The sequence below is a fragment of the Pseudosulfitobacter koreensis genome, from assembly GCF_024733015.1.
GTDB lineage: Bacteria > Pseudomonadota > Alphaproteobacteria > Rhodobacterales > Rhodobacteraceae > Pseudosulfitobacter > Pseudosulfitobacter koreensis.
This window is the reverse complement of sequence record NZ_JANKJG010000008.1, coordinates 157,660-180,064: the sequence shown is the minus strand read 5'-3', so window position 1 is coordinate 180,064 and position 22,405 is coordinate 157,660. Positions and strand designations below refer to the sequence as shown.

The 22,405-nt window shown below is 63.1% G+C and carries 22 protein-coding genes; 12 read left to right on the top strand and 10 right to left on the bottom strand.

Features of this window, described 5'->3' with window-relative positions; all coding sequences use genetic code 11:
- The first annotated feature begins 56 nt into the window (after positions 1 to 56).
- Complete coding sequence (locus NTA49_RS12290; protein WP_258295081.1) at positions 57 to 1,181, top strand: sensor histidine kinase; 1,125 nt, start codon at positions 57 to 59, stop codon at positions 1,179 to 1,181.
- Here NTA49_RS12290 and NTA49_RS12285 read toward each other — a convergent pair.
- Positions 1,156 to 2,472, bottom strand: a complete 1,317-nt coding sequence (locus NTA49_RS12285) for an HlyC/CorC family transporter (protein WP_258295080.1) — start codon at positions 2,470 to 2,472, stop codon at positions 1,156 to 1,158. The two genes, NTA49_RS12290 and NTA49_RS12285, sit on opposite strands and share 26 nt — an antisense overlap.
- Positions 2,473 to 2,546: 74 nt before the next feature.
- On the opposite strand from NTA49_RS12285, the gene NTA49_RS12280 reads away from it, so the two are divergent.
- The gene (locus tag NTA49_RS12280; RefSeq protein ID WP_408637144.1) at positions 2,547 to 3,365 is read left to right on the top strand and encodes a metallophosphoesterase family protein; all 819 of its coding nucleotides are present in this window, start codon (positions 2,547 to 2,549) and stop codon (positions 3,363 to 3,365) included.
- Here NTA49_RS12280 and NTA49_RS12275 read toward each other — a convergent pair.
- The 3 genes from NTA49_RS12275 to NTA49_RS12265 are packed head-to-tail and all read right to left on the bottom strand — an operon-like array spanning position 3,302 to position 5,959.
- Entirely contained in the window at positions 3,302 to 4,276 is a 975-nt protein-coding gene (locus NTA49_RS12275) for a site-specific tyrosine recombinase XerD (RefSeq protein WP_258295078.1), read from the bottom strand. The two genes, NTA49_RS12280 and NTA49_RS12275, sit on opposite strands and share 64 nt — an antisense overlap.
- Entirely contained in the window at positions 4,273 to 5,820 is a 1,548-nt protein-coding gene (locus NTA49_RS12270) for a hypothetical protein (protein WP_258295077.1), read from the bottom strand. The genes NTA49_RS12275 and NTA49_RS12270 overlap by 4 nt, the downstream gene beginning before the upstream one ends.
- Positions 5,810 to 5,959, bottom strand: a complete 150-nt coding sequence (locus NTA49_RS12265; RefSeq protein WP_258295076.1) for a hypothetical protein — start codon at positions 5,957 to 5,959, stop codon at positions 5,810 to 5,812. The genes NTA49_RS12270 and NTA49_RS12265 overlap by 11 nt, the downstream gene beginning before the upstream one ends.
- A gap of 80 nt (positions 5,960 to 6,039) precedes the next feature.
- Between NTA49_RS12265 and NTA49_RS12260 the strand changes: the two genes are divergently transcribed.
- Together NTA49_RS12260 and aroB are read left to right on the top strand one after the other, a co-directional pair.
- Complete coding sequence (locus tag NTA49_RS12260; RefSeq protein WP_258295075.1) at positions 6,040 to 6,636, top strand: shikimate kinase; 597 nt, start codon at positions 6,040 to 6,042, stop codon at positions 6,634 to 6,636.
- Positions 6,629 to 7,729 carry a 3-dehydroquinate synthase gene (gene aroB / locus NTA49_RS12255; protein ID WP_258295074.1) on the top strand — a complete coding sequence of 367 codons (1,101 nt, stop codon included), beginning with the start codon at positions 6,629 to 6,631 and terminating at the stop codon, positions 7,727 to 7,729. The genes NTA49_RS12260 and aroB overlap by 8 nt, the downstream gene beginning before the upstream one ends.
- Positions 7,730 to 7,767: 38 nt before the next feature.
- Here aroB and ssb read toward each other — a convergent pair whose 3' ends face one another.
- Entirely contained in the window at positions 7,768 to 8,277 is a 510-nt protein-coding gene (ssb, locus tag NTA49_RS12250) for a single-stranded DNA-binding protein (RefSeq protein ID WP_258295073.1), read from the bottom strand.
- Between the two features lie 196 nt (positions 8,278 to 8,473).
- Here ssb and NTA49_RS12245 point away from each other — a divergent pair, with 196 nt between their 5' ends.
- Both NTA49_RS12245 and NTA49_RS12240 read left to right on the top strand, forming a co-directional pair.
- Positions 8,474 to 9,070: a lytic transglycosylase domain-containing protein gene (locus NTA49_RS12245; RefSeq protein ID WP_258295072.1), complete on the top strand. Its 597-nt coding sequence runs from the start codon at positions 8,474 to 8,476 to the stop codon at positions 9,068 to 9,070.
- Between the two features lie 207 nt (positions 9,071 to 9,277).
- Complete coding sequence (locus NTA49_RS12240; protein WP_258295071.1) at positions 9,278 to 9,784, top strand: hypothetical protein; 507 nt, start codon at positions 9,278 to 9,280, stop codon at positions 9,782 to 9,784.
- A gap of 61 nt (positions 9,785 to 9,845) precedes the next feature.
- Here NTA49_RS12240 and NTA49_RS12235 read toward each other — a convergent pair whose 3' ends face one another.
- The 5 genes from NTA49_RS12235 to miaA form a co-directional block, all read right to left on the bottom strand.
- Positions 9,846 to 11,930 (bottom strand): dipeptide ABC transporter ATP-binding protein, encoded by a 2,085-nt coding sequence (locus tag NTA49_RS12235; protein WP_261368291.1) that lies wholly within the window; start codon positions 11,928 to 11,930, stop codon positions 9,846 to 9,848.
- A 95-nt stretch (positions 11,931 to 12,025) separates the two neighbouring features.
- Positions 12,026 to 13,495, bottom strand: a complete 1,470-nt coding sequence (locus NTA49_RS12230) for an ABC transporter permease (RefSeq protein WP_258295069.1) — start codon at positions 13,493 to 13,495, stop codon at positions 12,026 to 12,028.
- Positions 13,496 to 13,509: 14 nt separating this feature from the next.
- A complete protein-coding gene (locus NTA49_RS12225) occupies positions 13,510 to 14,556 on the bottom strand; it encodes an ABC transporter permease (RefSeq protein ID WP_258295068.1) in 1,047 nt (348 codons plus the stop codon).
- Between the two features lie 354 nt (positions 14,557 to 14,910).
- Complete coding sequence (locus tag NTA49_RS12220) at positions 14,911 to 15,711, bottom strand: helix-turn-helix transcriptional regulator (protein ID WP_258295067.1); 801 nt, start codon at positions 15,709 to 15,711, stop codon at positions 14,911 to 14,913.
- A 96-nt stretch (positions 15,712 to 15,807) separates the two neighbouring features.
- On the bottom strand, positions 15,808 to 16,689 hold the full coding sequence (miaA, locus tag NTA49_RS12215; RefSeq protein WP_261368285.1) for a tRNA (adenosine(37)-N6)-dimethylallyltransferase MiaA: 882 nt from the start codon (positions 16,687 to 16,689) through the stop codon (positions 15,808 to 15,810).
- Positions 16,690 to 16,782: 93 nt separating this feature from the next.
- Here miaA and pyrH point away from each other — a divergent pair, with 93 nt between their 5' ends.
- The 6 genes from pyrH to rseP all read left to right on the top strand — a co-directional run bounded on the left by pyrH (position 16,783) and on the right by rseP (position 22,340).
- Positions 16,783 to 17,520 (top strand): UMP kinase, encoded by a 738-nt coding sequence (pyrH, locus tag NTA49_RS12210; protein WP_258295065.1) that lies wholly within the window; start codon positions 16,783 to 16,785, stop codon positions 17,518 to 17,520.
- Between the two features lie 111 nt (positions 17,521 to 17,631).
- The gene (gene frr / locus NTA49_RS12205; RefSeq protein ID WP_258295064.1) at positions 17,632 to 18,195 is read left to right on the top strand and encodes a ribosome recycling factor; all 564 of its coding nucleotides are present in this window, start codon (positions 17,632 to 17,634) and stop codon (positions 18,193 to 18,195) included.
- 89 nt (positions 18,196 to 18,284) lie between these two features.
- Positions 18,285 to 19,010, top strand: a complete 726-nt coding sequence (uppS, locus tag NTA49_RS12200; protein ID WP_332844290.1) for a polyprenyl diphosphate synthase — start codon at positions 18,285 to 18,287, stop codon at positions 19,008 to 19,010.
- Positions 19,007 to 19,801 (top strand): phosphatidate cytidylyltransferase, encoded by a 795-nt coding sequence (locus NTA49_RS12195; RefSeq protein WP_258295063.1) that lies wholly within the window; start codon positions 19,007 to 19,009, stop codon positions 19,799 to 19,801. Before uppS ends, NTA49_RS12195 begins: the two co-directional genes overlap by 4 nt.
- Before the next feature lie 6 nt (positions 19,802 to 19,807).
- Positions 19,808 to 20,986 carry a 1-deoxy-D-xylulose-5-phosphate reductoisomerase gene (gene dxr, locus NTA49_RS12190; RefSeq protein ID WP_258295062.1) on the top strand — a complete coding sequence of 393 codons (1,179 nt, stop codon included), beginning with the start codon at positions 19,808 to 19,810 and terminating at the stop codon, positions 20,984 to 20,986.
- A gap of 4 nt (positions 20,987 to 20,990) precedes the next feature.
- Entirely contained in the window at positions 20,991 to 22,340 is a 1,350-nt protein-coding gene (rseP, locus tag NTA49_RS12185) for an RIP metalloprotease RseP (protein ID WP_258295061.1), read from the top strand.
- Positions 22,341 to 22,405: the final 65 nt, after the last annotated feature.

The following is a 22,405-nucleotide window of genomic DNA, read 5'->3' as shown; positions in this document are numbered from 1 at the left end:
TGAATGACCGACATGGTTGTATAGGAATAGATCTTCAATCGTTGAGAGGGGCCCGAATGCGCGCCAAGCTCCACCCCAGACAGACCGAGCGGCTGGCGCATCTGCGCAAGCTGGGCATTCTGGACACTGCCGCAGAGACGCAGTTTGACGAGATCGTCGATCTGGCGTCTCGGATCTGCGAGGTGCCGGTGGCCCTGATTTCGCTGGTGGACGAAGACCGCCAGTGGTTCAAGGCGCGCGTGGGCACCGATGACCCGCAGACCGATCTGGACCGATCCATCTGCAGCCACGTGATCCTGCAGGGCGATCTGGTCGAAATTCCTGACACCACGCTGGATGTGCGCACCGCCGACAATCCGCTGGTGGTGGGCGAAGATCATATCCGCTTTTACGCCGGGATGCCGCTGATTTCAGACGACGGACTGCCGATCGGCACGCTGTGCGTGCTGGACCGGACGCCGCGCGTGTTGACCGATCTGCAGCGGACGACCCTGCGGGTTCTGGCGGGGCAGTTGATGCGTCAGGTCGAATTGGGGCTGGCCCTGCACCAGGCCGAAGTGCTGCGGGGCGAGATTGACCACCGGGTCAAGAATTCGCTGCAGACGGTGCTGTCGGTGGTCCGCATGTACAAATCACGCGTGCACAATGACGTCGCCATCGAAGCGCTGGCAGCCGTCGAGCGACGGATTGATGCGGTGGCGATGCTGCATCAGGAGCTTTACCAGACCAGCCAGTCGAACCTTGTGGCGCTAGCACCCTACATGGTGCGCGTGGCCTCGCTGCTTGAGGCGTCGGCACCCTCGCATGTGCGGCTGGACATGAATGTCTCGCAGGTGCAGGTGCCCTCGTCGATGGCGGCCAACATCGGCATGATCATCAGCGAATTCACCGCCAATGCGATCAAACACGCCTTTCCCGACGGGCGGCGCGGCACGGTGGCCATTTCGGTGGAACAGACCGACGATCAGGGCGCGCTCCGGGTGCACTGCCGCGATGACGGCATCGGCAATGCCAACCCCGCCGAAGAGAACGAAGTGACCCGTCTGGGACAGCGTCTGATGCAGGCGGCGGCATTGCAGATCGGTGCCGACTTTGCGCTCGAGGCACGCGCTGACGGTTATCACCTGACCATGCTGGTGGCGCTGACCAATGACTTTAACGCCGAAGTAGCGGCCGAATAGCCAGCGCCGCAATACGGTTCCCATCGCGCGAGGTGACCTCGAAGCGGAAGCCGTGGAACGAAAACACCTGACCCACTTCGGGGATCATCTGTGCCTCGTGGATCACCAGACCTGCGACGGTGTTCGCCTCGTCGTCGGGCAGGTTCCATTCAGTCGCGCGGTTCAGGTCGCGGATCGTCATCGAGCCATCGACGATGAATTGCCCGTCTTCGCCGTGCATCAGCGGCTGATCGGCGTCGGGGTCGAATTCGTCGGTGATCTCGCCGACGATTTCCTCCAGGATATCCTCCAGCGTGATCAGACCCTGCAGGCTGCCGTACTCATCCACAACCAGCGCAAAGTGGGTGTTCAGACGCAGGAACTGGCGCATCTGGTCGTCCAGCGTGGTGGTTTCGGGCACGAAGTAAGGGTCCGTTGCCACGTCCAGGATATTAAACGACTTCAGCGCCTTGGCGTCACCATCGGGGCCGCCGACGATCTTGTACATGGCGCGCAGCAGATCCTTGGCGTGGACCACGCCGATGATGTTTTCCACGTCGTCGCGAAACAGCGGCAGACGGGTGTGGCTGGATTTCAGACACTGCTCGAAGATGGTCTCGGGGTCGTCCTGCGCATTGATCATCTCGATGCCAGAGCGGTGCAACATGATCTCTTCGACGGTGCGGTCGCCCAGATCAAGCGCACCCAGAATACGGTCGCGGTCTTCCTTTTCGACGACACCTTCGGAGTGGCCCAGATGCAGCGCGCCCGCGATTTCCTCGCGCACGGCCAGCACGTTGCTGTTGGGGTCAATGCGCACGCCGAACACGAACAGCACGCCGCGCACGAAAAACCGCACGGCGGCCACGATCGGCGAAAACACCAGAACAATCAGCGTGATGGGCCGCGATACGGCCGCAGCGGCAGTTTCGGCGTTGGTGATCGCATAGGTCTTGGGCAGCACCTCGGCGAAGATCAGCACCAGCAGCGTCATCACCAGCGTCGCCAAGGCCACGCCGCTTTCGCCAAAGACGCGGGTGAACAGGGCCGTGGCCATCGACGCGGCCAGGATGTTGACCAGGTTGTTGCCCAGCAGCACCGAGCCGATCAGCCGTTCATTGTCTTCGGTGATTTTCAGCGCTCGTTGCGCCCCGCGCGAGCCCTTGTCGGCCTGACTGCGCAATTTCCCGCGCGATGCGGCGGTCAGGGCCGTTTCCGAGCCCGAAAAGAAACCTGAGAGGACGAGAAGAAACAGGATGATCCCGCAGGTGATCCAGAAAGCGCTGTCCAGCGTTGCAGAAGATGGGTCCATTGGTAGAGTGTGATCCTTGAGGGTTCATAGGGTTATGGGGCCGATGGCCCGCGCATTCAAGGGAGGGCAGGCAGATGATTGTATCGGATATGGGACAAAGAGACGGTCCGCTGCTGATTTTCGGCGGTCCCTACTCGAATGTGCAGGCCACTCGGGCGCTTTTGGCAGTTGCAGCGGCGCGCGGGATTGGTGGCGATCATATGCTGTGCACCGGTGATATCGTCGCCTATTGCGGTGCCCCGGCGGCGACCGTGGCCGCCATACGCGCCGCAGGCTGTGCCGTCGTGGCGGGCAATTGCGAGCGGCAGTTGGCTGCAGGAGCACCTGACTGTGGCTGCGGGTTTGCGGACGGATCGGCCTGCGATCTTTTGTCTGCGGGCTGGTACGGCTTTGCCCGCGCCCGCGTTTCGGCACAGGATGCGGCGTGGATGGGCCAGTTGCCCGACATCGTCACGTTCCGCCACCAGGGCGCGCGTTATGCGGCGGTCCACGGCGGTGCGACGGACATCGCGCGGTTCATCTGGCCCGACAGCGATGATGCGGTGTTCGCCCAAGAATGGGTGGCGGTCGAGGCGGCCTGCGGTCCGGTCGATCACATCATTGCGGGCCATTGCGGTATTCCCTTCATCCGAACGCTGCCGCAGGGGCGTTGGATCAACGCCGGGGTGATCGGGATGCCGCCTCACGACGGGCGGCAACAGACGCGCTTTGCCGTGCTGGACGGCGGCGACGTGCAGATCATGCGGCTGGATTACGATGTGGCGGGGGCCATATACGACATGTGCAGCGCGGGTCTGACCCAAGGCTACGACAGTGCGCTGCGGCGCGGCTATTGGCCGTCCGAGGACGTCTTGCCCGAAACCTTGCGCGTGCCGTCATTGGCCAGCGGGTGATGGTCCAGCACCAGTTCGGTCAGGCGCGCATCCAGCACATGCGTATAGATTTCGGTGGTGGCGACGTCCGCATGGCCCAGCAGCGCCTGGATCGACCTCAGATCGGCACCTCCCGCCAGCAGATGCGTGGCAAAAGCGTGGCGCAGCGTGTGCGGCGTGACCTTGTCCGGCGACACACCGCCCGCGACGGCAAATTCCTTGATCATCAGGTAGAAACGGTGGCGCGTCAGGTGCCCTGCAGCCCCGCGCGACGGAAACAGGAAGCGCGAGACGGGCTTGCCCTTGGCTCTGGCTGCGGCCTCCTGCGCGTCGCGCAGCTTCAGCCAGTCGGTCAGCGCCGAGCGGGCAGGGGGTGACAGCGGGACGATGCGTTCCTTGCCGCCCTTGCCCAGAATCAGCAACATGCGCGGATCGCCGCGCGCGGCACTGACCGGCAGGCCCACCAGTTCCGTCACCCGCATGCCCGTGGCATAAAGCAGTTCCATCAGGCAGGTGTTGCGCTTGGCGTCGGCTTCGTTGCGGCCAGACGCGCGGGCGGCCTCCAGCAGGCGGTCAACTTCGGCGATGTCCAGCGTCTTGGGCAGACGCTTGTCCTGACCAGGTCCCGAAATCTGGATCGCGGGGTTTTCCGCGCGCCAGCCTTCCTCGAACGCGAAGCGGTACATCTGCTTGATCGACGACAGCCGCCGCGCGCGGGTGGATTTGGCGAGGCCCTGTTCATCGCAGAACACCAGATAGGCCTCGATGTCGTCCTGTTTCACCCTGTCAAAGCTGCGCCCGCGTCCGGTGATCCATGCCGCGAAATCCTTCAGATCGCGCCCATAGGCCAGCAGCGTGTTCTGCGCGGCCCCCAACTCGGCCGCCTGCGCCTCGATGAAGGTGGAAATCCAGCGGTCGGTATCGGCGCTCATAACGCAGGCCTCAGCATGATCTGCAGGGCGGTGCGGCGCGAGTTGTCCTCAAGCCCGAGCGCACGCAGCGTGGCCAGCCCCTGACGCAGCGCACCGGGATCGCCCCGGCTGCCGTCGTTGACCAGCTCAAGCGCGCCCAGCATCGCACGGCCCAGCTTGCCGGTGCGCGCCAGACCGACCAGCGTGGCATCTGGTGCGGCGTCGGAAAACGCATCGGTCAGCGCCTTTTCCATGGGCCCGTTGGCTTGGGCATCGCTTGTGTCGCCCTTGGCAATAGCCACCAGCAGTGGCGCGCGCGCGGCGGCCTGCGGATATTTCGTGGCAGCTTGTTCATAGGCGGGCGACAGCAACGTCGCCTCGAAGGCGGCGGAACTTGCGGCGCGGTCTTCCAAGCTGGGCAGGCGGTCACCGAAGAGATTGGCAAAATGCACAGCAAGCCCCGCGGACTGCATTTCTGCCCAGGCGGCGGGCAGGGTCTTGGCCACGGCCTCGGTGCTGTCGCTGTTCAGCGCGGTCTCAAACCGCTGCACGGCCTGAACGCGGTCCCACAGGCCCCCCGACGCGGCGGGCTGCCGGTCGGTGTAGACGCCCAGCAGGCGATTGTCGGCAACCGCACCGGTTTGCGCCAGCCTCTCGACCGCCATCAGTTGCGACCGCCAGCCCGCGATTTCGCGCAGGTCGGCGTTGGCGTAGATGCGCGGCAAAAGCGATGTGGAAATCGGCGTGCCGATGGCTTCGTGAATGCGAAACGCCAGCGGATCGGTCTTGGCTGGCGTGGGCAGGGCCGGTTCACCCTCGAAGAGGTCGGGATCGAGGAACCGCTCGAGCATCCCGGCCTCGGCGTCCGTCATCGACCCCAGCGCACGCGCGGTGCCCAGCAGCAGAACGGCCGTGTCCCAATCGCCCGCCCGCGCGGTGCAGAACACCCGTGCCGCATAACTGGGCGCAAGCGACGGTTTGGTCATGATCCTCGCGCAGGCGGCGTCTTCGGTCCCGGCTAGCAGGCTTGCGTCGAAATAGCGGGCAAAGACCGCAGCCGAGGTTTCGGGGCCGATCTGTTCGATCAACGCCAAGGCCGGATCGAGCGCGCCCAGCCCCAAAAGCGCATCGACACGCGCAAGGTTAAAGTCGTCGTCGTGCACAGCGGGCGGCAAGGCCTCGGCCAGCAGCAGCGTATAGAACAGCGATTGCGTGGCCGGCAGGCGGACCGCGCGCGCAGCGTCGATGGCTTCGGCCAGTTCGGTCCCGTCCGAGCCTTTCCACAATGTGTCGGGCAGGCCGGTGACCGACGCGGGTGCCAGGCCCACGCGCCGCGCTGCAGGGCCGTCCAGCGGAGAGACGGTAATCGCGGGCACGTTGCCGCTTGGCGAGACTGCGGGCTCATCCGTCAACGGGCGCGGCTGTGCTGCGGGCGTCGGGCTGTTGCTGTCCAGCCAGTCGATGACCGACAGGGGCGCCTCTTGTGCCCATGTGGGCCCGACCGGCGCAAATGCGCCGAGCATGGCCCCCAGATACAGCGGAAATGCGCCAGCCTTAATCGACATCAAGGGTCACTGGCACGCGCACTTCGGTTTGCGGCGGGTCAAAGTCCGCGCCGAAAAACGGACCGGCATAGGCATAGATAACCAAACCGATCAGTCCCAGAACGATTAGATATATCAAGTACTTGATCAGTCTTCCCATGTGTGCGCCTGCCTCGGGTTTTCTGGTTTTGACCAACTTATATATGGCCTTTTGCGCAATATCACGTCATTCACCTGAATATGAGCGAAATTCAGCAATCAACGTCAGATAGTTCGGCAGTTCCCGTGCAGTTTGCCCTGCACAAGACCGTTGTGATGGTCGGCATGATGGGTGCGGGCAAGACGGCGGTGGGCAAGGCGCTGGCGGCAAAGCTGGGCGTGCCCTTCATCGACAGCGACCACGAGATCGAAGCCGCCGCCAACATGACTGTGCCTGAGATATTCGAGCGGGATGGCGAGCCGTTCTTTCGGATCAAGGAGACGCAGGTGATTTCGCGGCTGCTGGACACCGCGCAGGGCATCCTTTCTACCGGAGGCGGTGCGTTTCTCAGCCAGGAAAACCGCGACAACATCTCGCGGCGCGGCGTCTCGGTCTGGCTGAACGCCGACCTGCCGCTGTTGTGGCAACGCGTGCGCTACAAGGACACGCGGCCCTTGCTGCGCAGTCCCGACCCCAGGGCCAAGCTGACCGACCTTTATGAAACCCGCGTGCCGATCTACAAGCTTGCCGATCTGCATGTGGCGTCCAAGCCGTCGTACAGCATCGACGACATGGCGGAACGGGTGATCGCGGCGCTGCTGACGCGGTCCGACGTGCTGGAGCGCTTTGATGCATGAAACCGTGAACGTGAACCTGCCGGGCCGCGCCTATGACGTGCTGATCGGCACCGGGCTGCTGGCCGAAGCGGGCACCCATATTGCACCGCTGCTGAAACGGTCGCGCGTGGTCATCATCTCGGACGAGAACGTGGCGGCGCTGCACCTGGACAGCTTGCAGGACGGGCTGCGCGCCAATGGGATCGACAGCGCCGCGATGACGTTGCCGGCAGGCGAGGCGACCAAAAGCTGGCCGCATCTGATGGCCTGCACCGACTGGCTGCTGGATCAGAAGGTCGAGCGCGGCGATATCGTCGTGGCCCTTGGCGGTGGCGTGATCGGTGATCTGGTGGGCTTTGCCGCCGCGATCCTGCGGCGCGGCGTGCGTTTCGTGCAGGTGCCCACATCGCTGCTGGCACAGGTCGACAGTTCGGTTGGCGGCAAGACCGGGATCAACGCGCGCCACGGCAAGAACCTGATCGGGGCCTTTCACCAGCCCAGCCTGGTGCTGGCGGATGTGGGGGTGCTGGGCACGCTGCGGCCGCGCGATTTTCTGGCAGGCTATGGCGAGGTCGTGAAATACGGGTTGCTGGGCGACGCCGCGTTCTTTGACTGGCTCGAAGGGCAGGGGCCGAAGCTTGCCGCAGGTGACGTGCCCGCGCGCATCGAGGCGGTGCGCCGCTCTGTCCAGATGAAGGCTGACATCGTGTCGCGCGACGAGACCGAACAGGGCGAGCGGGCTTTGCTGAACCTTGGCCACACGTTCTGCCACGCGCTCGAGGCGGCGACGGGCTATTCCGACAGGCTGTTTCACGGCGAAGGTGTTGCGGTGGGCTGCGCGCTGGCATTCGCGCTGTCGGCACGATTGGGCCTATGCAGTCAGGAAGACCCCAGCCGCGTGCGCGCGCACCTGCGCGATATGGGGATGAAGACCGATCTGGCAGATATCGACGGCGAACTGCCGGGGCCGCAGGCCCTGCTGGAACTGATGGGTCAGGACAAGAAGGTCGTTCAGGGTCAGCTGCGTTTCGTGCTGGCGCGGGGCATTGGCGATGCTTTTGTCACGGGCGATGTGCCGACCCAGGCAATCTTGGATGTTCTGCGCGACGGGTAAGTGCCGCGCAGAAGACATGTCTTAGAACAGCATTGTCCTCAGAACGGAATTTCGTCGTCCAGATCGCGCGAGGACGAAGGCGCATTGCCGCCGCCCGAGGATTGGCCGCCGTAACGGTCATCCGACGGGCCGCTGTCATAGTCGGACCCACCACCGCCGCCGCCGTAGTTGCCACCGCCGCCACCGCCGCCGCCACTTGGGCCGTCCAGCATGGTCAGCGTGCCGCCATAGCCCTGCAACACCACCTCGGTCGAATAGCGGTCCTGACCGGACTGGTCCTGCCATTTGCGGGTCTGCAACTGGCCTTCGATATACACTTTCGAGCCCTTTTTCAGGTATTGCTCGGCCACACGCACCAGACCTTCCTGAAAGATCGCGACCGAATGCCATTCGGTGCGTTCCTTGCGTTCGCCTGTGTTGCGGTCTTTCCAGTTCTCCGACGTGGCGATGCGCAGGTTGCACACCTTGCCGCCGTTCTGAAAGCTGCGCACTTCAGGATCACGGCCCAGATTGCCGATTAGGATCACTTTGTTCACTGAGCCAGCCATGATGTCCTCTCACTCATTCGTTCCCGTCCAGGCGATTCCCGAACGGTCGTGACAACCTACAGATTGGCCGGACCTTGGTAAACAGACCGCTAACGGTTATCGGGACCTTAAGGGGTGGCCGAAAGCACGAAATTAAGTATAGTGCGGCGCAGGGTGAAACCAGGGCCGGTATTTCTTTCGGGGGGGGGCAGACAATATGCGCGTATGGATTTCCACGCTTGTGATCGGGGCCGCGCTGACGGGGGCTGCGACAGGGGCTGCCCAGGCGGACATGTTTTCGTCCAAAAGCCGCAGCAAGCTTTTCGGCTCGCAGCTGAAGGTTCTGGATAACCGCGCCTCGCAGCAATACACGGCCTCGGTCAAATTGCAGCCCGCAACGGTCAACACACCGACCAAATGGGACGTGAACCCGTCCTACAGCGGCAAGTACAAGGGTGTGTACCTGACCGCCGCGCGCGAGGCCGCTCGGCGCCACGGGGTGCCCGAGGATCTGTTCCTGCGGCTGATTCAGCAGGAGTCCGGCTGGAACCCGACCGCCAAATCCCACAAGGGTGCGCTGGGACTGGCGCAGCTGATGCCCGGCACCGCGCGCCGTCTGCGCGTGGATCCAAGTGACCCCAACCAGAACCTCGACGGTGGCGCGCGCTATCTCAGCCAGCAATACCGCACCTTCGGCAGCTGGCGTCTGGCGCTAGCGGCCTATAATGCGGGCCCCGGTGCGGTGAAACGGCACAACGGCGTGCCGCCCTACAAAGAGACCCAGAACTACGTCAAGGTGATCTGGGGCAGCTGATTTTCCCGCCCCGGACCCTTGCGTGATCGGCCTCACGCACCGCAGGATGCTCAAATTTTTTTCAATGTTTTCATGATAAAAGGCGGGTTTCCGCCTGCCGCGGTGCTTCACGTTTCCGGCATCTCTGCACAGGGTGGAACCTTTTTGCTTCGGCCAAGGTTGGTTGGCACATCGCAGGCCATTACGGCCTTCGGAAGGAGCAAGATAATGAAGACGACACTCGCAAGACTGACCGCCGCCACCGCCATCGCCCTGCTGCCGCTGGGCGTCTTCGCGGCCACGCCCATCGCCGAGGTCACCGTACAAGCCGACCTGACCGAAAACGTCGATGCCAACGCCCTGCAATATTACCCGCAGATCGAGGAAGACATCGCGCGTATGATCGCCGAGCGTATCGACATCACAGGCGACGCGGGCGACCCCGTCATCAAGGTCGAGATCAAGGGCGTGATGCTGGACGGCGATTCCATCCTGCCCGACAGTGCCGAATTCAACGAGCTTTACGGCTCGATCAACTACACCGACGACAACCGCGAAATCAACGCCGAGACGATCCCGGTCTATATCAAAGCGATGACAGCCGAGACCCCCGAGGACGGCGTGATCTATATCGCACCCGGTCGTGACGACTTTTACGAGGCGATGATCACGGCGCTGGTCGACAAGGTGGTCGAGAACGTGCCCGACACGGTCCGCTCTGACCGATCCAACTAACCTTACCGAAAGCGCTTTGAAAACCAGAGGGTCGCAGCGATGCTGCGGCCCTCTTCACGTATTATTCTGCAGCGATCTGGATCACCGGCTCCATTTCCGCAAACTTCTCTTCGCTCAGATGGCATTTGACCTGATGGCCCGAGGCCATGCGGCGCATCGGCGGCACTTCGGTCTCGCATAGATTGCCCGGCACTTGCGCTTTCCAGCCACAGCGCGTCTGGAACGGGCATCCCGGCGGCGGGTTCATCGCGGACGGTATGTCGCCCTCAAGCACGATGTGCTTTTTCTTGACGCGGGTGTCGGCGATGGGAACGGCCGACAGCAGCGCCTCGGTATAGGGGTGATAGGGCGGCGAAAACACTTGGTCCGTGGTGCCCAGTTCGACCACGTGACCCAGATACATCACCATCACCCGGTCTGCGAGGTAACGCACGATGCTCAGATCGTGGCTGATGAACAGCAATGTGGTCTTGTGTTCGCGCTGGATCTCCATCAGCAGATCGGTCACCGCCGCCTGCACCGACACATCCAGCGCCGAGACAGGCTCATCCGCCACAACGATCCGTGCATCGCCTGCGAAGGCGCGCGCGATACCGACACGTTGCTTTTGCCCGCCCGACAGCTGGCGCGGCATCCGGCCCGCAAATTCGCGCGGCAGCTTGACCAGATCCAGCAGCTCCAGCATGCGCGTGCGCCGTTCACGCTCGTTCTTGCCGATCTTGAAAATCTCCAGCGCCCGGATGATCTGCCGCCCCACGGTCATCGACGGGTTCAGCGTATCGAACGGGTTCTGGAACACCATCTGCACGTCGGCCACCGTCTGCGTGTCACGTTTCTCGATGGGGATGTCCTGAATCTCGCGGTTGCCCAGTGTGATCGTGCCCTCGGTCGCGGTTTCCAGACCCATCAGAACCTTGGCAAAGGTCGACTTGCCACAGCCGCTTTCGCCGACGATGGCCAGCGTCTCGGATTCGCGCGCTTCAAAGCTGAGGGTCTCGTTCGCCTTGACCACCTTGGTCGCACCGCCGCCGAACAGCGCGTTGGCCGCGACCTCGTAGTATTTCTTGAGGTTGTCCATCCGCAGGACCACATCGCCGATCTCGCCCTTGGTCTTGACCTCGGCCAGCGCCAGCGGGGCCTGCCAGTCGATCTCCTGGAACCGCAGGCAGCGGGTGTTGTGCACGTCGTCACCGGGCACGGGGAACATCGGAATGTCGCCCTGGTCGCAACGCCCCGCCTGAAAATAGTCGCAGCGCGGGCCAAAGTTGCAGCCCACGGGCCGCTCGTGCGGCAGCGGGAAATTACCCGGAATGGCGATCAGGGGACGCGCGTTCTTGTCGGCACCGGGCAGGGGGATCGACCGGAACAGCGCCTGTGTATAGGGGTGCTGCATCTCGTCGAACACATCCTCGATGCTGCCGCGCTCTACCGCTTCGCCCGAATACATCACGCAGATGCGGTCGCAGGTTTCCAGAACAAGCCCAAGGTTGTGGCTGATGAACAACATGGAGGTGCCGTATTTCTTGCCCAGATCCTTGACCAACTCGACCACCGCCGCCTCGACGGTGACATCCAGCGCGGTCGTGGGCTCGTCGAGGATCAGCAGCGACGGCTCGGACATCAGCGCCATCGCGATCACGATGCGCTGTTGCTGTCCTCCTGACAACTGGTGGGGATAGGCATCCAGAATACGCTTGGGGTCGGGCAGCTTCACGTCGGTGACCACTTGCAATGCGCGCGCGTGGGCCTCTTTCTCACTCATGCCCGCGTGGATCATCGGCACTTCCATCAACTGCCGCCCGACCTTCATCGCAGGGTTCAACGAGGCCATCGGCTCCTGATAGATCATCGCGATTTCCGACCCGCGAATGTCGCGCAGCTCGTCCTGGGTCATCGCCCCCAGATCGCGGCCCTTGAACTTGATCGACCCGCCCACGACGCGCCCGTTGACGCCCAAGTCCTGCATCACCCCCAAGGCCACCGTGGATTTGCCGCAACCGCTTTCGCCCACCAGCCCCACGGCCTCGCCGGGTTGTATGCTGACCGAAAAATCCATGACCGCAGGAATTTCCCGCAGCCGTGTGAAAAACGAAATCGACAGCTTGTCGATCTCCAGAATGGGGCCGTCATAGGCGTCCTTGACCATCATCGCTCTCCCTTGCCGCAGCGCCCATTGGGCTTCTTTTGGCTATAAATATCCCGGGGGCTCCGGGGGCAGAGCCCCCGAAACGCCGTCCCTCGTCAGTCGCGCAAGGATTCCTCGCGCAGCCCGTCGGCCAGCAGGTTCAACCCCAGCACCAGCGTCATCAGCGCGAATGCCGGCACCATCGCCGCATGCGGGTAAAGTGACAGCAACCGCCGTCCCGAGTTGATCGTGGTGCCCCAGTCAGGGCTTTCGCTTTCCAGTCCCAGCCCGAAAAAGCCCAGCGTGCCCAGCAGGATGGTGCTGTATCCGATCCGCAGACAGAAATCGACGATCAGCGGCCCGCGGGCGTTGGGCAGGATCTCCCACAGCATGATGTACCAGGGTCCCTCGCCACGGGTCTGCGCCGCCGCCACATAGTCGCGTGTCTTGATGTCCAGTGCCAGGCCCCGCACGATCCGAAACACTGTCGGCGCGTTGACGAAGACCACCGCGACAAAGACCGTCAGCAACCCGCTGTCCATGTCGATCCAGTCCGCAAACTCCGGTAGGCCGGGGATGCGGTAGCTGTCATTGGCCACGATGGCCCCGTCGTTCGATATCAGCGACAGATAGCCCCAGATCAACACGCCCAAGACCACGATCAGCAGCGGTGTGCGCAGCGACGGCTGCGTGTAATAGCGCGAATTCAGCAGCACTGCGCAGAACACGATGGGAAACGAGAACAGCACGGCCGCCATATAGTTGGGAATGCCGGTCATCACGATTTCGGGCGTGACCAGCAGGTAGAACAGCAAGATCACCGGAAACGCCAGGATCAGGTTGGCCAGAAACGACAGGAACGTGTCCAGCCGCCCGCTGTAATAGCCTGCGGGCAGGCCCAGCGTGATCCCGACCATGAAAGCGAACAGCGTCGCGAAGGGTGCGATCTTGACCACGATCCACGCGCCCTTGATCAGCCGCGAGAAGACGTCGCGTGCCAGGTTGTCGCCACCCAGCAGGAACCACTGGTAATCGTCCGGCTCGGCTCCGCGCAGGGGTGTGCCGGGCAACGCGTTTTTCATCCCCGAAAACTGGCTGAGCGGATCATGGGTAATCAGCATGTCGAACGCCCCGCCCATGACGCCCGCGAACACCCAGAACATCACCAGACCAAAGCCGATCATGCCTATGGTGCTGTCGAACAGCTTGCCATAAAGCCCCAACTTGCGCTTGAAGGTGATCGACACCGCAAAGGTCGCGATCAGCGCGATCCACACCGGCAGCATGTTGCGCGCAAGCCCCCCGATGATGCCCGCCCCGGTGCCCATAGCGATGCCGCCCACCACGTAAAGCAGCACGACCACCACCAGCGCCAGAAAGCTGTAGTATCGCGCCTGCGCCGTCATGCCGGTCATGCCCAAGGGCGCCATCAGCGTGCCATCGGCGTTCACACCTAATGGCCCGGTGTCGCGGGCAAAGATCGACACCGCGATGCTGGCGATGACCGATAGGATCAGCGCCGCCGCGACTGCGAAAAAGACCACGTTCAGCCCGCTCAGGGCGCCTGTCCAGGTCAGTTGTTCCATCTAGCAGACCTCCCTTATGATATGCGGATGCGCGGGTTCAGGATGACATAGCCGATGTCCGAGATCAGCTGCGTCATCAGCACCACGATCACCGACACGACCGACACCGCCAGCAGCAGTTCGATATCGTTATTGCCCGCCGCCTGCACCAGAACCCAGCCGAACCCCTTGTAGTTGAACAGGGTTTCCACGATCACCACACCGTTCAGCAGCCAGGGGATCTGCAGCATGATCACCGTGAAAGGTGCGATCAGCGCGTTGCGCAGCGCGTGTTTCAGCACGATGTTGCGAAAGCTGACGCCCTTGAGCCGCGCGGTGCGGATATATTGCGCAGTCATCACCTCGGTCATCGACGCGCGGGTCATGCGGGCGATATAGCCCATGCCGTAAAGTGCGATTGTCAGCACCGGCAGGGTGAAATTCTCGAAGGTCGCGTTTTCCATCGCCGATGTCGCCGACCCCTTGAACCACTTCAGCCCAAAGGCGGAGGAGGAAAACACCGCGATGAAGATCACGCCCGACACATATTCAGGCGTCGCCGTCGTCGCGATCGAGAATGTCGACAGCGAGCGGTCCAACGGCGAGCCCTCGCGCATGCCCGCCAGCACCCCGATCAGCAGCGCAGAGGGCACCATGACCAGCAGAACGAACCCCATCAGCTTGCCCGTCTTGCCCAGACGTTCCAGCACGATGCCGCCCACGTCGTCCTTGAACACCGTGGATTGGCCCCAATTGCCTTGCAGCACCCCGCAAAAGGTGCGGCGGTCTTCGGGTGGCGTGCCTTCGGCAAAACAGCGCCCGGTGACGGTGCCGTCGGGCGCTTCGGTCACCCAGCCCGGAACCACGCCCAGCCAGCGGCCGAATTTCACCGGCATCGGGTCGAGATAGCCGCGTTTTTCCAGATAGCTCGCGACAGCCTCGTCTGACATGCGAAAATTGCCTTGGGTCTTGGCCAGTTTTTCGAGGTTCGGATAGAGGTTGGTCAGAAAGAACACGATAAAGGTCAGGCACAAGGCCGTCACGATCATCACGCCCAGACGTCTGAGTATAAATAGTCCCATGCATGCCCCTGTCGGTAGGCTGAAGCGGGTTGATCCCGCCGGTGATTTCGAGCGGCCTTGGCGGCGCGGCCCGGTTCAATTGTTGTGGAATGGTCGCGATGACCTTTTGTGCGCCAGATGGGTGGCGATCCTGCTCCCCTGTTCGATTGCCCCGCCGAGCGTCGGATTGCTGGCCGGTGATATACCCTGAGAACGAAGTGGCGCAGAGTAGGCGAAATGCAAACTTGTTGTCCTATCAGGCAATACTGCGGCCTGCGCGTCAACGCATGGTTTGGGAAATCACGTCACGAAAACGACATTTCCAGCATCTGAAAGCGACATGGGCGCAGGGAATCGGCACAACATCACCTCGCCTCAGTGCCCGCGCGCGATGCCTGCCTTGCGCAACTGGCTGGGGGTCTTGCCGGTTTGCGTCTGGATATAGCGGGTGAAATAGGCCGCACTGCCAAAGCCCAAGTGCCGCGCGATGTCCTGCATCGGCACGTCGGTGTCGACCAGTGCGGTGCGCGCGGCGTGCAGGATGCGCTGGCTCAGGATGTCGGCGGCGGTGTGGCCCGTGGCCGCCTTGCAGGCGCGGGCCAGATGGGTGCCGGTCACGCCCAGTTCCTCGGCGTGTTCGGACGCCGACATGCCGTTTGCATGATGGTGCGCGACGCGTGCGCAGAACCGCGCCGACAGCCGCGCGGCACCGTTCATCTTTTGCGGTAGGTGCGCGTCTTCGGCCATCTGGCGGCGCAACCAGACCGAGACCAGCGCCATGTACCCGTCCAGCGCATCCTGCGTCAGGCTGCGCTGTGCTGCGGCTTCGCGGCCGGCGGCGTCCAGAAATCCCGTCAGCTCTGCAATCGGTCCGGCCTCGCGCATGCGCAACTGGCGCGGGGTCTGGGGCAGGCGCACGTCGGTGCCGTCGGGGATGGTGGCGACCATCCCGATGCTCTGGCGGCTCAGTTCCAGCGCGAACAGATCGCCCGCAGGCACGAAGATCGCATTGTGCGCGCCCACGCCGCGCCGCGTGCCGTTCAGCAGCAGCCGCCCCTGACCGCGTGTGGTCCAGAGCAAAAGGTGATAGGGCAGATCATGCGCCAGCGTCCAGCGCCAGTCTTGCGCGCCGCCGGTCGGGGTGATCGTGTTGATGCGTATGGCGCCCAATGTCATAAGGCGACCAAAGCGTAATTATCTTATAATTGCAATAACTCAGGCGCATATCCCCAGAAGCCCGGTAACAATATGGTGATATTGCAACCTTGTTCGTCACGCCGATGGGTCGATCCAATGCCATTTCGCCATTTTCGACCGCTGCCAGGTGCGCTGACGCTTGGCATATTGGCGCGTGGCGATCACCGCAGCCTTTCGGGCAGCGTCCAGCGTGATTTCGCCCCTGGCATGGGCCATCAGTTCCGGCACACCGATTGCGCGGCAACTGGGCAGATCCGGGTCATAGCGGTCGCGCATCGCCGCAATCTCGTCCAGCGCGCCGTGCTCCAGCATCATGTCGAAACGCTGCCCGATCCGCGCGTTCAGCCAGTCGGGCGAACTGCCAAGTGCAATGCAGGTGGCAGCGCCCACAGGCAACAGCGGCGGCGGCGTGTCGTCGTGCCAGTCGGCCAGCCCGCGCCCGGTTCCGTGCAGCACCTCCCAGGCGCGCTGCACGCGGGCGCGGTTGTTGGTGTCGATCCGTGCGGTGGTCGTTGGATCAAGCGCCGCCAGCAAATCGGGCAGGGGGATCCCATCCGCGGTCTTGCGCAGATCGTCGGGCGTGTGCGGGATGTCCGCCAGCCCCTTGGTCAGCGCAGTGAAATAGAGCCCCGTACCGCCCACGACAATCGGACGTTCGGGGCCCTCAAGCAGCGGTGCAACCTCGCGCAGCCAGTGACCGGCGGAATAGGCCGCATCATAAGCCACGTGCCCGTAGAGCAGATGCGGCGCGCGGGCCAGATCGGCGGCACCGGGGCGCGCCGTCACCACCTGCCAGCAATCATAGACTTGGCTTGCATCGGCGTTCACGATCACGCCGCCCTGCGCCTCGGCGATGGCCAGCGCCAGCCCCGATTTCCCGCTCGCGGTCGGCCCTGAAATCAGCACGGGTCGGCCCGGATCCACGGCAGACAGATCAAGTGGCCCCAAAGCGTCCATTTATTGCCGATACCCTTGCGCTGTGCATTGAACTGAGCCGGGTTTTAGGACAGTTTGCGGGCGAACAAAACTGCCCAAAAGCCGGAGAACCCAATGAGCGACGCGATCCAACCTGCCTCGGACGTCACTTTCAAACGTGTGATGCTGAAAATTTCGGGTGAGGCGCTGATGGGCGATCAGGGCTTTGGCCTGCATCCGCCCACCGTCGAACGCATCGCCCGCGAGGTGCAGTCGGTGCACGCCCTTGGCGTCGAGATCTGCATGGTCATCGGCGGCGGTAACATCTTTCGCGGCCTCCAAGGCTCGGCGCAGGGGATGGAGCGGACCACCGCCGACTACATGGGAATGCTGGCCACGGTGATGAACGCGCTGGCAATGCAATCATCGCTTGAGGGTCTGGGCATCCACACGCGGGTGATTTCGGCGATCACCATGAACGAGGTGGCTGAACCCTACATCCGCCGCCGCGCCGTGCGCCATCTTGAGAAAAAGCGGGTCTGCATCTTTGCCGCGGGCACCGGCAACCCCTATTTCACCACCGATACCGCCGCGACCCTGCGCGCCAACGAGATGTCCTGCGAGGCGATCTTCAAGGGCACCAAGGTCGACGGCGTCTATGACAAGGACCCGGCCAAACACGCGGATGCCAAACGTTACGACAGGGTCAGCTTTGACGACGTGCTGCAAAAACGGCTGGGCGTGATGGACGCCTCTGCCATCGCACTGGCGCGCGACAACAACCTGCCGATCATCGTTTTTTCACTGGACGAACCGGGCGGGTTCAAGGGCATTCTTGCGGGCAAGGGCACCTATACCCGCGTGCATGGTTGACCCGTTACTGCCCGTCAAAAGCGAAACCCCACTGGCCTTCGGGCGCTGAGTTGATCTATACCCGCACCACGCCCGCGGAAGGGCGCGCGCGACCAATAAGGGGAAAACCTCATGTCCGATGACTTTATGCTGGATACCGACGATCTGAAACGGCGCATGGATGGCGCGATTTCGTCGCTGAAAACTGAATTCGCCTCGTTGCGCACGGGCCGTGGGTCGGCGTCGATGCTGGAGCCCGTGATGGTCGAGGCCTATGGCCAGCGCACGCCGATCAACCAGGTCGGCACCGTCAACGTGCCAGAGCCGCGTATGGTCACGATCAACGTGTGGGACAAATCCATGGTCAACGCCGTGGAAAAAGCCATTCGCGAAAGCGGTCTGGGCATCAACCCGCAACTGAACGGCACGATCATCATGCTGCCGATCCCCGAGCTGAACGAAGAGCGCCGCCGCGATCTGTCGAAGGTGGCGGGTCAATACGCCGAACACGCCCGCGTCAGCATCCGCAACGTGCGCCGCGACGGCATGGACCAGATCAAGAAGGGCAAGGCCGACGGGCTGTCCGAAGACGACCAGAAGCTTTGGGAAAGCGAAGTGCAGGACATGACCAACAGCTATATCAAACAGATCGATGACGCGCTGGAGAACAAGCAAGCGGAAATCATGCAGGTCTGATCGGCCTTATTGCCGGGTCGGGGTCTATTTGCACCCCGGCGACCAGTCTCGATCCCGTATTGAAGACCCCTTATTGAACCCCAAGGAGCATTGCCATCTCTGACCCCGTTTCAACCGGCCCGCGCCATGTTGCCATCATCATGGACGGCAATGGACGCTGGGCGACCCAGCGCGGGCGTCCGCGCCTATTCGGGCACCGGGCCGGGGCCAGACGGGTGCGCGAAGTCGTGGAAAGCTGTCCCGATGTCGGGGTCGAGTATCTGACGATCTTTGCCTTCTCGACCGAAAACTGGCGTCGGACACAGGTGGAAGTCGCGGGCCTGATGAGCCTGTTTCGCATGTATATCAGCCGTGAGGCGCGCGCGTTGGACCAGTTCGGGGTGCGGGTGCGTTTCATCGGTGACCGGGTGCGGCTGGATGCCAAGCTGGTCACTCTGATGGACGATCTGGAAAAGCTGACCTGCAACAACACTGCCGTGCATCTGACCATCGCTTTGAACTATGGCAGCCGGGACGAAGTGGCCCGCGCCACCAAGCGGCTGGCACGTGACGTTGCGGCAGGCAATCTGGACCCCGACGACGTAAACGAGGAAACCTTGCCCAAGTACCTTGATACCTGCGTGCTGCCCGACCCGGATCTGGTGATCCGAACCTCGGGCGAGGCGCGGATATCGAACTTTTTGCTGTGGCAGTCGGCCTATGCAGAATATGAATTCATCGACACGTTGTGGCCGGATTTCACCAAAGAGGAATTCGCGCAGCTTTGTGCGTCTTACGGAGGCCGCGACCGTCGGTTCGGAGGTGTGAAGACATGAACACAAGCGATACAAAGTGGTCCGACCTGGCCGTGCGCATGGGGTCGGCTTCGGTGATGATCATCGTGGGCCTGGCCGGCGTGGCCATTGGCGGACATCCATTCAACGTGCTGGTCGCACTGATCTGCGGGCTGTGCGTTTGGGAACTGGTGCGGATGCTGGCGCCCCGCGCGCCTGCCGTCGCGCTGCAACTGGCGCTGCTATCTGGCGTTGCCCTGCTGGTGTCGGCCTATCTGCCGGCGGGCTGGGCGCTGCCGATCCTGTTGGCCCCGATGATGGTCGGCTTTGGCCAGTTGTCGCAGCACCGCACAATCTTCATGTCCTACGCGGTTCTGGTGCAGCTTGCGGGCTTCGGCATCATGCAGCTCCGCGATGAACTGGGCTTCGGCTGGATGCTATGGCTGGTCGTGGTCGTGGTGGTCACCGACGTGGTGGGCTATTTCGCCGGTCGCCTGATCGGCGGGCCCAAGTTCTGGCCACGCGTCAGCCCCAAAAAGACATGGTCGGGCACCGCTGCAGGCTGGATCGGCGCAGGTGTCGTCGGTTGGATCACCGCCATCCTGACCGGGGCGACCAGCGAAATGATCGGTATTTCCATCGCCATTTCAATGGCCTCGCAGATGGGTGACATCGCCGAAAGCGCGATCAAGCGGCACACCGGCGTCAAGGACAGCAGCACGCTGATCCCCGGTCACGGCGGCATGCTGGACCGGTTCGACGGCATGATGGGGGCCTCGGTGTTTCTGTTGATCGTCGGGCAGATCATTGGCTTTCCGCCCGGACTGGTCTGACCTGCCATGGCGCGCAGGCGCATCAGCATTCTGGGGGCCACGGGGTCCATCGGGCAGAACACCATTGATCTGATCAAGCGGGATCTGCCAGCCTATGAGGTCATCGCCCTGACCGGCGCGGGCAATATCGCGCAACTGGCCGCCGATGCGCGTGTTCTGAATGCGCAGGTGGCCGTGACCGCGGACGAAAGCCGTCTGGACGATCTGCGCGATGCGCTTGCCGGATCGGGCATTGCCGCTGCGGCGGGGCAGGCGGCCCTGTCCGAGGCTGCCGCGCGTCCCGCAGATTGGGTGATGTCGGCCATCGTCGGTGCCGCAGGGTTGGCACCGGGCATCGTGGCGCTGCAACAGGGGGCGACGCTGGCGCTGGCCAATAAGGAATCACTGGTCTGTGCGGGGTCGCTGATCCTGGAAACCGCCCGCCAGCACAATGCGCGCCTTTTGCCCGTAGACAGCGAACACAGTGCCATCTTCCAGGCGCTGGTGGGCGAGGATATGGCGGCGGTCGAGCGCATCGTGATTACCGCATCAGGCGGGGCATTTCGCGACTGGCCGCTGGACGATCTGCCGAACGCGACACTGGCGCAGGCGTCGAGCCATCCCAACTGGGACATGGGGCAGCGGATCACCATTGATTCCGCCTCGATGTTCAACAAGGCGCTGGAAGTCATTGAGACGCGGGAATATTTCGGCGTTTCACCTGACAAGATCGAAGTGCTGGTTCACCCGGAATCGATGATCCACGCGCTTGTCGGATTTCATGACGGCGCGCTGATGGCCCACGTCGGCCCGCCCGACATGCGCCACGCCATCGGCTATGCGCTGCACTGGCCCGAACGCCGGGTGCTGCCCGTCGAACGGCTGGACCTTGCGGCCATCGGCAGCCTGACATTCCGTGCGCCTGACATGGCCCGCTGGCCCGCACTGCGGCTGGCCCGCGAGGTGATGGCGCGCGGCGGTCTGGCGGGCGCGGTGTTCAACGCCGCCAAGGAAACCGCGCTGGACGGGTTTATCGCGGGGAACCTCGCTTTTACCGCCATGGCCGAGATTGTCGAAGAGGTTCTGACGCAGATGGACGCGTCGGGTGGTCACATTGACGCCTCGATGACACTTGATAACGTCGCAGCCGCTGACCATCTGGCACGCATGGCCGCGCGCGACATCATAGAAAAAAGAGCAGGGTAGAGATTTGGACATCATTGGATTGCTTCCGCAGGTCGGTGGCCTGCTCTGGACCGTCGCCGCATTCATTCTGGCGTTGAGTGTCATCGTGACGATCCATGAATACGGCCACTACATCGTCGGACGCTGGAGCGGCATTCATGCCGACGTGTTCTCGCTGGGGTTCGGGCCGGTGCTTTACAAACGCACCGACAAGCGCGGCACGCAGTGGCAGATCGCGGCGCTGCCCTTTGGCGGTTATGTGAAGTTTGCCGGTGACGCGAATGCGGCCTCGGGCAAAGACGTCGATGCGATGGAGGCTGCAGGCACAGATGCCGCAGCGCTGCGCCGCACCATGCACGGCGCGCCCCTGTGGGCGCGGGCGGCCACAGTCGCGGCGGGCCCTGTGTTCAATTTCGTGTTTTCGATCCTGGTCTTTGCCGTGATCCTGCTGACGGCAGGCGTGGCCCGCGACCCGCTGACCGTGGGCGAATTGCGCCCGTTGCCCGCCGAGATGAACCAGCTGCAGACCGGCGACACGGTGCTGGAGATCGCAGGCGAACCTGTGCCGTCGATCGAGGACGAAGCCTATAGTGCGTTTCTTCAGAACCTGCCAAAGACCGAGGTGCTGGACTACCGCGTGGTGCGTGACGGCACCGAAATGGACGTGCAGGGGCCCTATATTTTTCCGCCGCTGATCGTCGCCCTCAGCCCGCGCAGTGCGGCGGTGGCTGCCGATCTTGAGGTCGGCGACGTGATCGTCGGCGTGGACGGCACGCCCATCGTGGCCTTCGACCAGTTGAAAATAGTGGTCGAGGCGTCGGACGGTGCCCCCGTGGCGCTGCGCGTCTGGCGCGACGGCGAAGTTCTGGACAAGACACTGACCGCCAAGCGTATCGACGAGCCGCACCCCGACGGTGGCTTTGTCACCTATTGGCGCATCGGCATCCAGGGCGGCATGGCGTTCGAGTTGGGCACCGAAGCGCGGGGTGTCGGCGAAGCGTTCAGCGGTGCGGTGGGCCAGACCTGGCAGATCATCACCGGATCGCTTTCGGGTCTGGGTCACATGATCACCGGAGCGATCAGCACCTGCAACCTTTCGGGACCTATCGGCATCGCCCAGACGTCGGGCACGCTGGCCAGTCAGGGCGCGGAATCATTCGTGTGGTTCATCGCCGTGCTCAGCACCGCCGTGGGTCTGCTGAACCTGTTTCCGATCCCGGCACTGGATGGCGGTCACCTGGTGTTCTACGCCTACGAGGCGGTGATGAAACGCCCGCCCAGCGATGGCGCTTTGCGGATCCTGATGGGGATCGGCCTGACATTGGTGCTGACGCTGATGATTTTCGCCCTTGGAAACGACGTGTTCTGTCCCTGAGCCCTTGGGAAGGCGGCGATTGCCGCATTCTCGCCACAATTGAACAAACTGCCGCCTCATTCCTT

Bases quoted from the DNA above. Each gene is read 5' to 3' on its own strand.
- frr (WP_258295064.1), top strand. From the start codon at position 17,632: ATGTCCGATGACTTTATGCTGGATACCGACGATCTGAAACGGCGCATG.
- NTA49_RS12285 (WP_258295080.1), bottom strand. From the start codon at position 2,472: ATGGACCCATCTTCTGCAACGCTGGACAGCGCTTTCTGGATCACCTGC.
- NTA49_RS12195 (WP_258295063.1), top strand. From the start codon at position 19,007: ATGAACACAAGCGATACAAAGTGGTCCGACCTGGCCGTGCGCATGGGG.
- aroB (WP_258295074.1), top strand. From the start codon at position 6,629: ATGCATGAAACCGTGAACGTGAACCTGCCGGGCCGCGCCTATGACGTG.
- pyrH (WP_258295065.1), top strand. From the start codon at position 16,783: ATGAGCGACGCGATCCAACCTGCCTCGGACGTCACTTTCAAACGTGTG.
- NTA49_RS12265 (WP_258295076.1), bottom strand. From the start codon at position 5,959: ATGGGAAGACTGATCAAGTACTTGATATATCTAATCGTTCTGGGACTG.
- NTA49_RS12235 (WP_261368291.1), bottom strand. From the start codon at position 11,930: ATGGTCAAGGACGCCTATGACGGCCCCATTCTGGAGATCGACAAGCTG.
- NTA49_RS12245 (WP_258295072.1), top strand. From the start codon at position 8,474: ATGCGCGTATGGATTTCCACGCTTGTGATCGGGGCCGCGCTGACGGGG.
- NTA49_RS12260 (WP_258295075.1), top strand. From the start codon at position 6,040: ATGAGCGAAATTCAGCAATCAACGTCAGATAGTTCGGCAGTTCCCGTG.
- NTA49_RS12220 (WP_258295067.1), bottom strand. From the start codon at position 15,711: ATGACATTGGGCGCCATACGCATCAACACGATCACCCCGACCGGCGGC.
- NTA49_RS12270 (WP_258295077.1), bottom strand. From the start codon at position 5,820: ATGTCGATTAAGGCTGGCGCATTTCCGCTGTATCTGGGGGCCATGCTC.
- NTA49_RS12240 (WP_258295071.1), top strand. From the start codon at position 9,278: ATGAAGACGACACTCGCAAGACTGACCGCCGCCACCGCCATCGCCCTG.
- NTA49_RS12280 (WP_408637144.1), top strand. From the start codon at position 2,547: ATGATTGTATCGGATATGGGACAAAGAGACGGTCCGCTGCTGATTTTC.
- ssb (WP_258295073.1), bottom strand. From the start codon at position 8,277: ATGGCTGGCTCAGTGAACAAAGTGATCCTAATCGGCAATCTGGGCCGT.
- NTA49_RS12290 (WP_258295081.1), top strand. From the start codon at position 57: ATGCGCGCCAAGCTCCACCCCAGACAGACCGAGCGGCTGGCGCATCTG.
- miaA (WP_261368285.1), bottom strand. From the start codon at position 16,689: ATGGACGCTTTGGGGCCACTTGATCTGTCTGCCGTGGATCCGGGCCGA.
- NTA49_RS12230 (WP_258295069.1), bottom strand. From the start codon at position 13,495: ATGGAACAACTGACCTGGACAGGCGCCCTGAGCGGGCTGAACGTGGTC.
- dxr (WP_258295062.1), top strand. From the start codon at position 19,808: ATGGCGCGCAGGCGCATCAGCATTCTGGGGGCCACGGGGTCCATCGGG.
- NTA49_RS12225 (WP_258295068.1), bottom strand. From the start codon at position 14,556: ATGGGACTATTTATACTCAGACGTCTGGGCGTGATGATCGTGACGGCC.
- NTA49_RS12275 (WP_258295078.1), bottom strand. From the start codon at position 4,276: ATGAGCGCCGATACCGACCGCTGGATTTCCACCTTCATCGAGGCGCAG.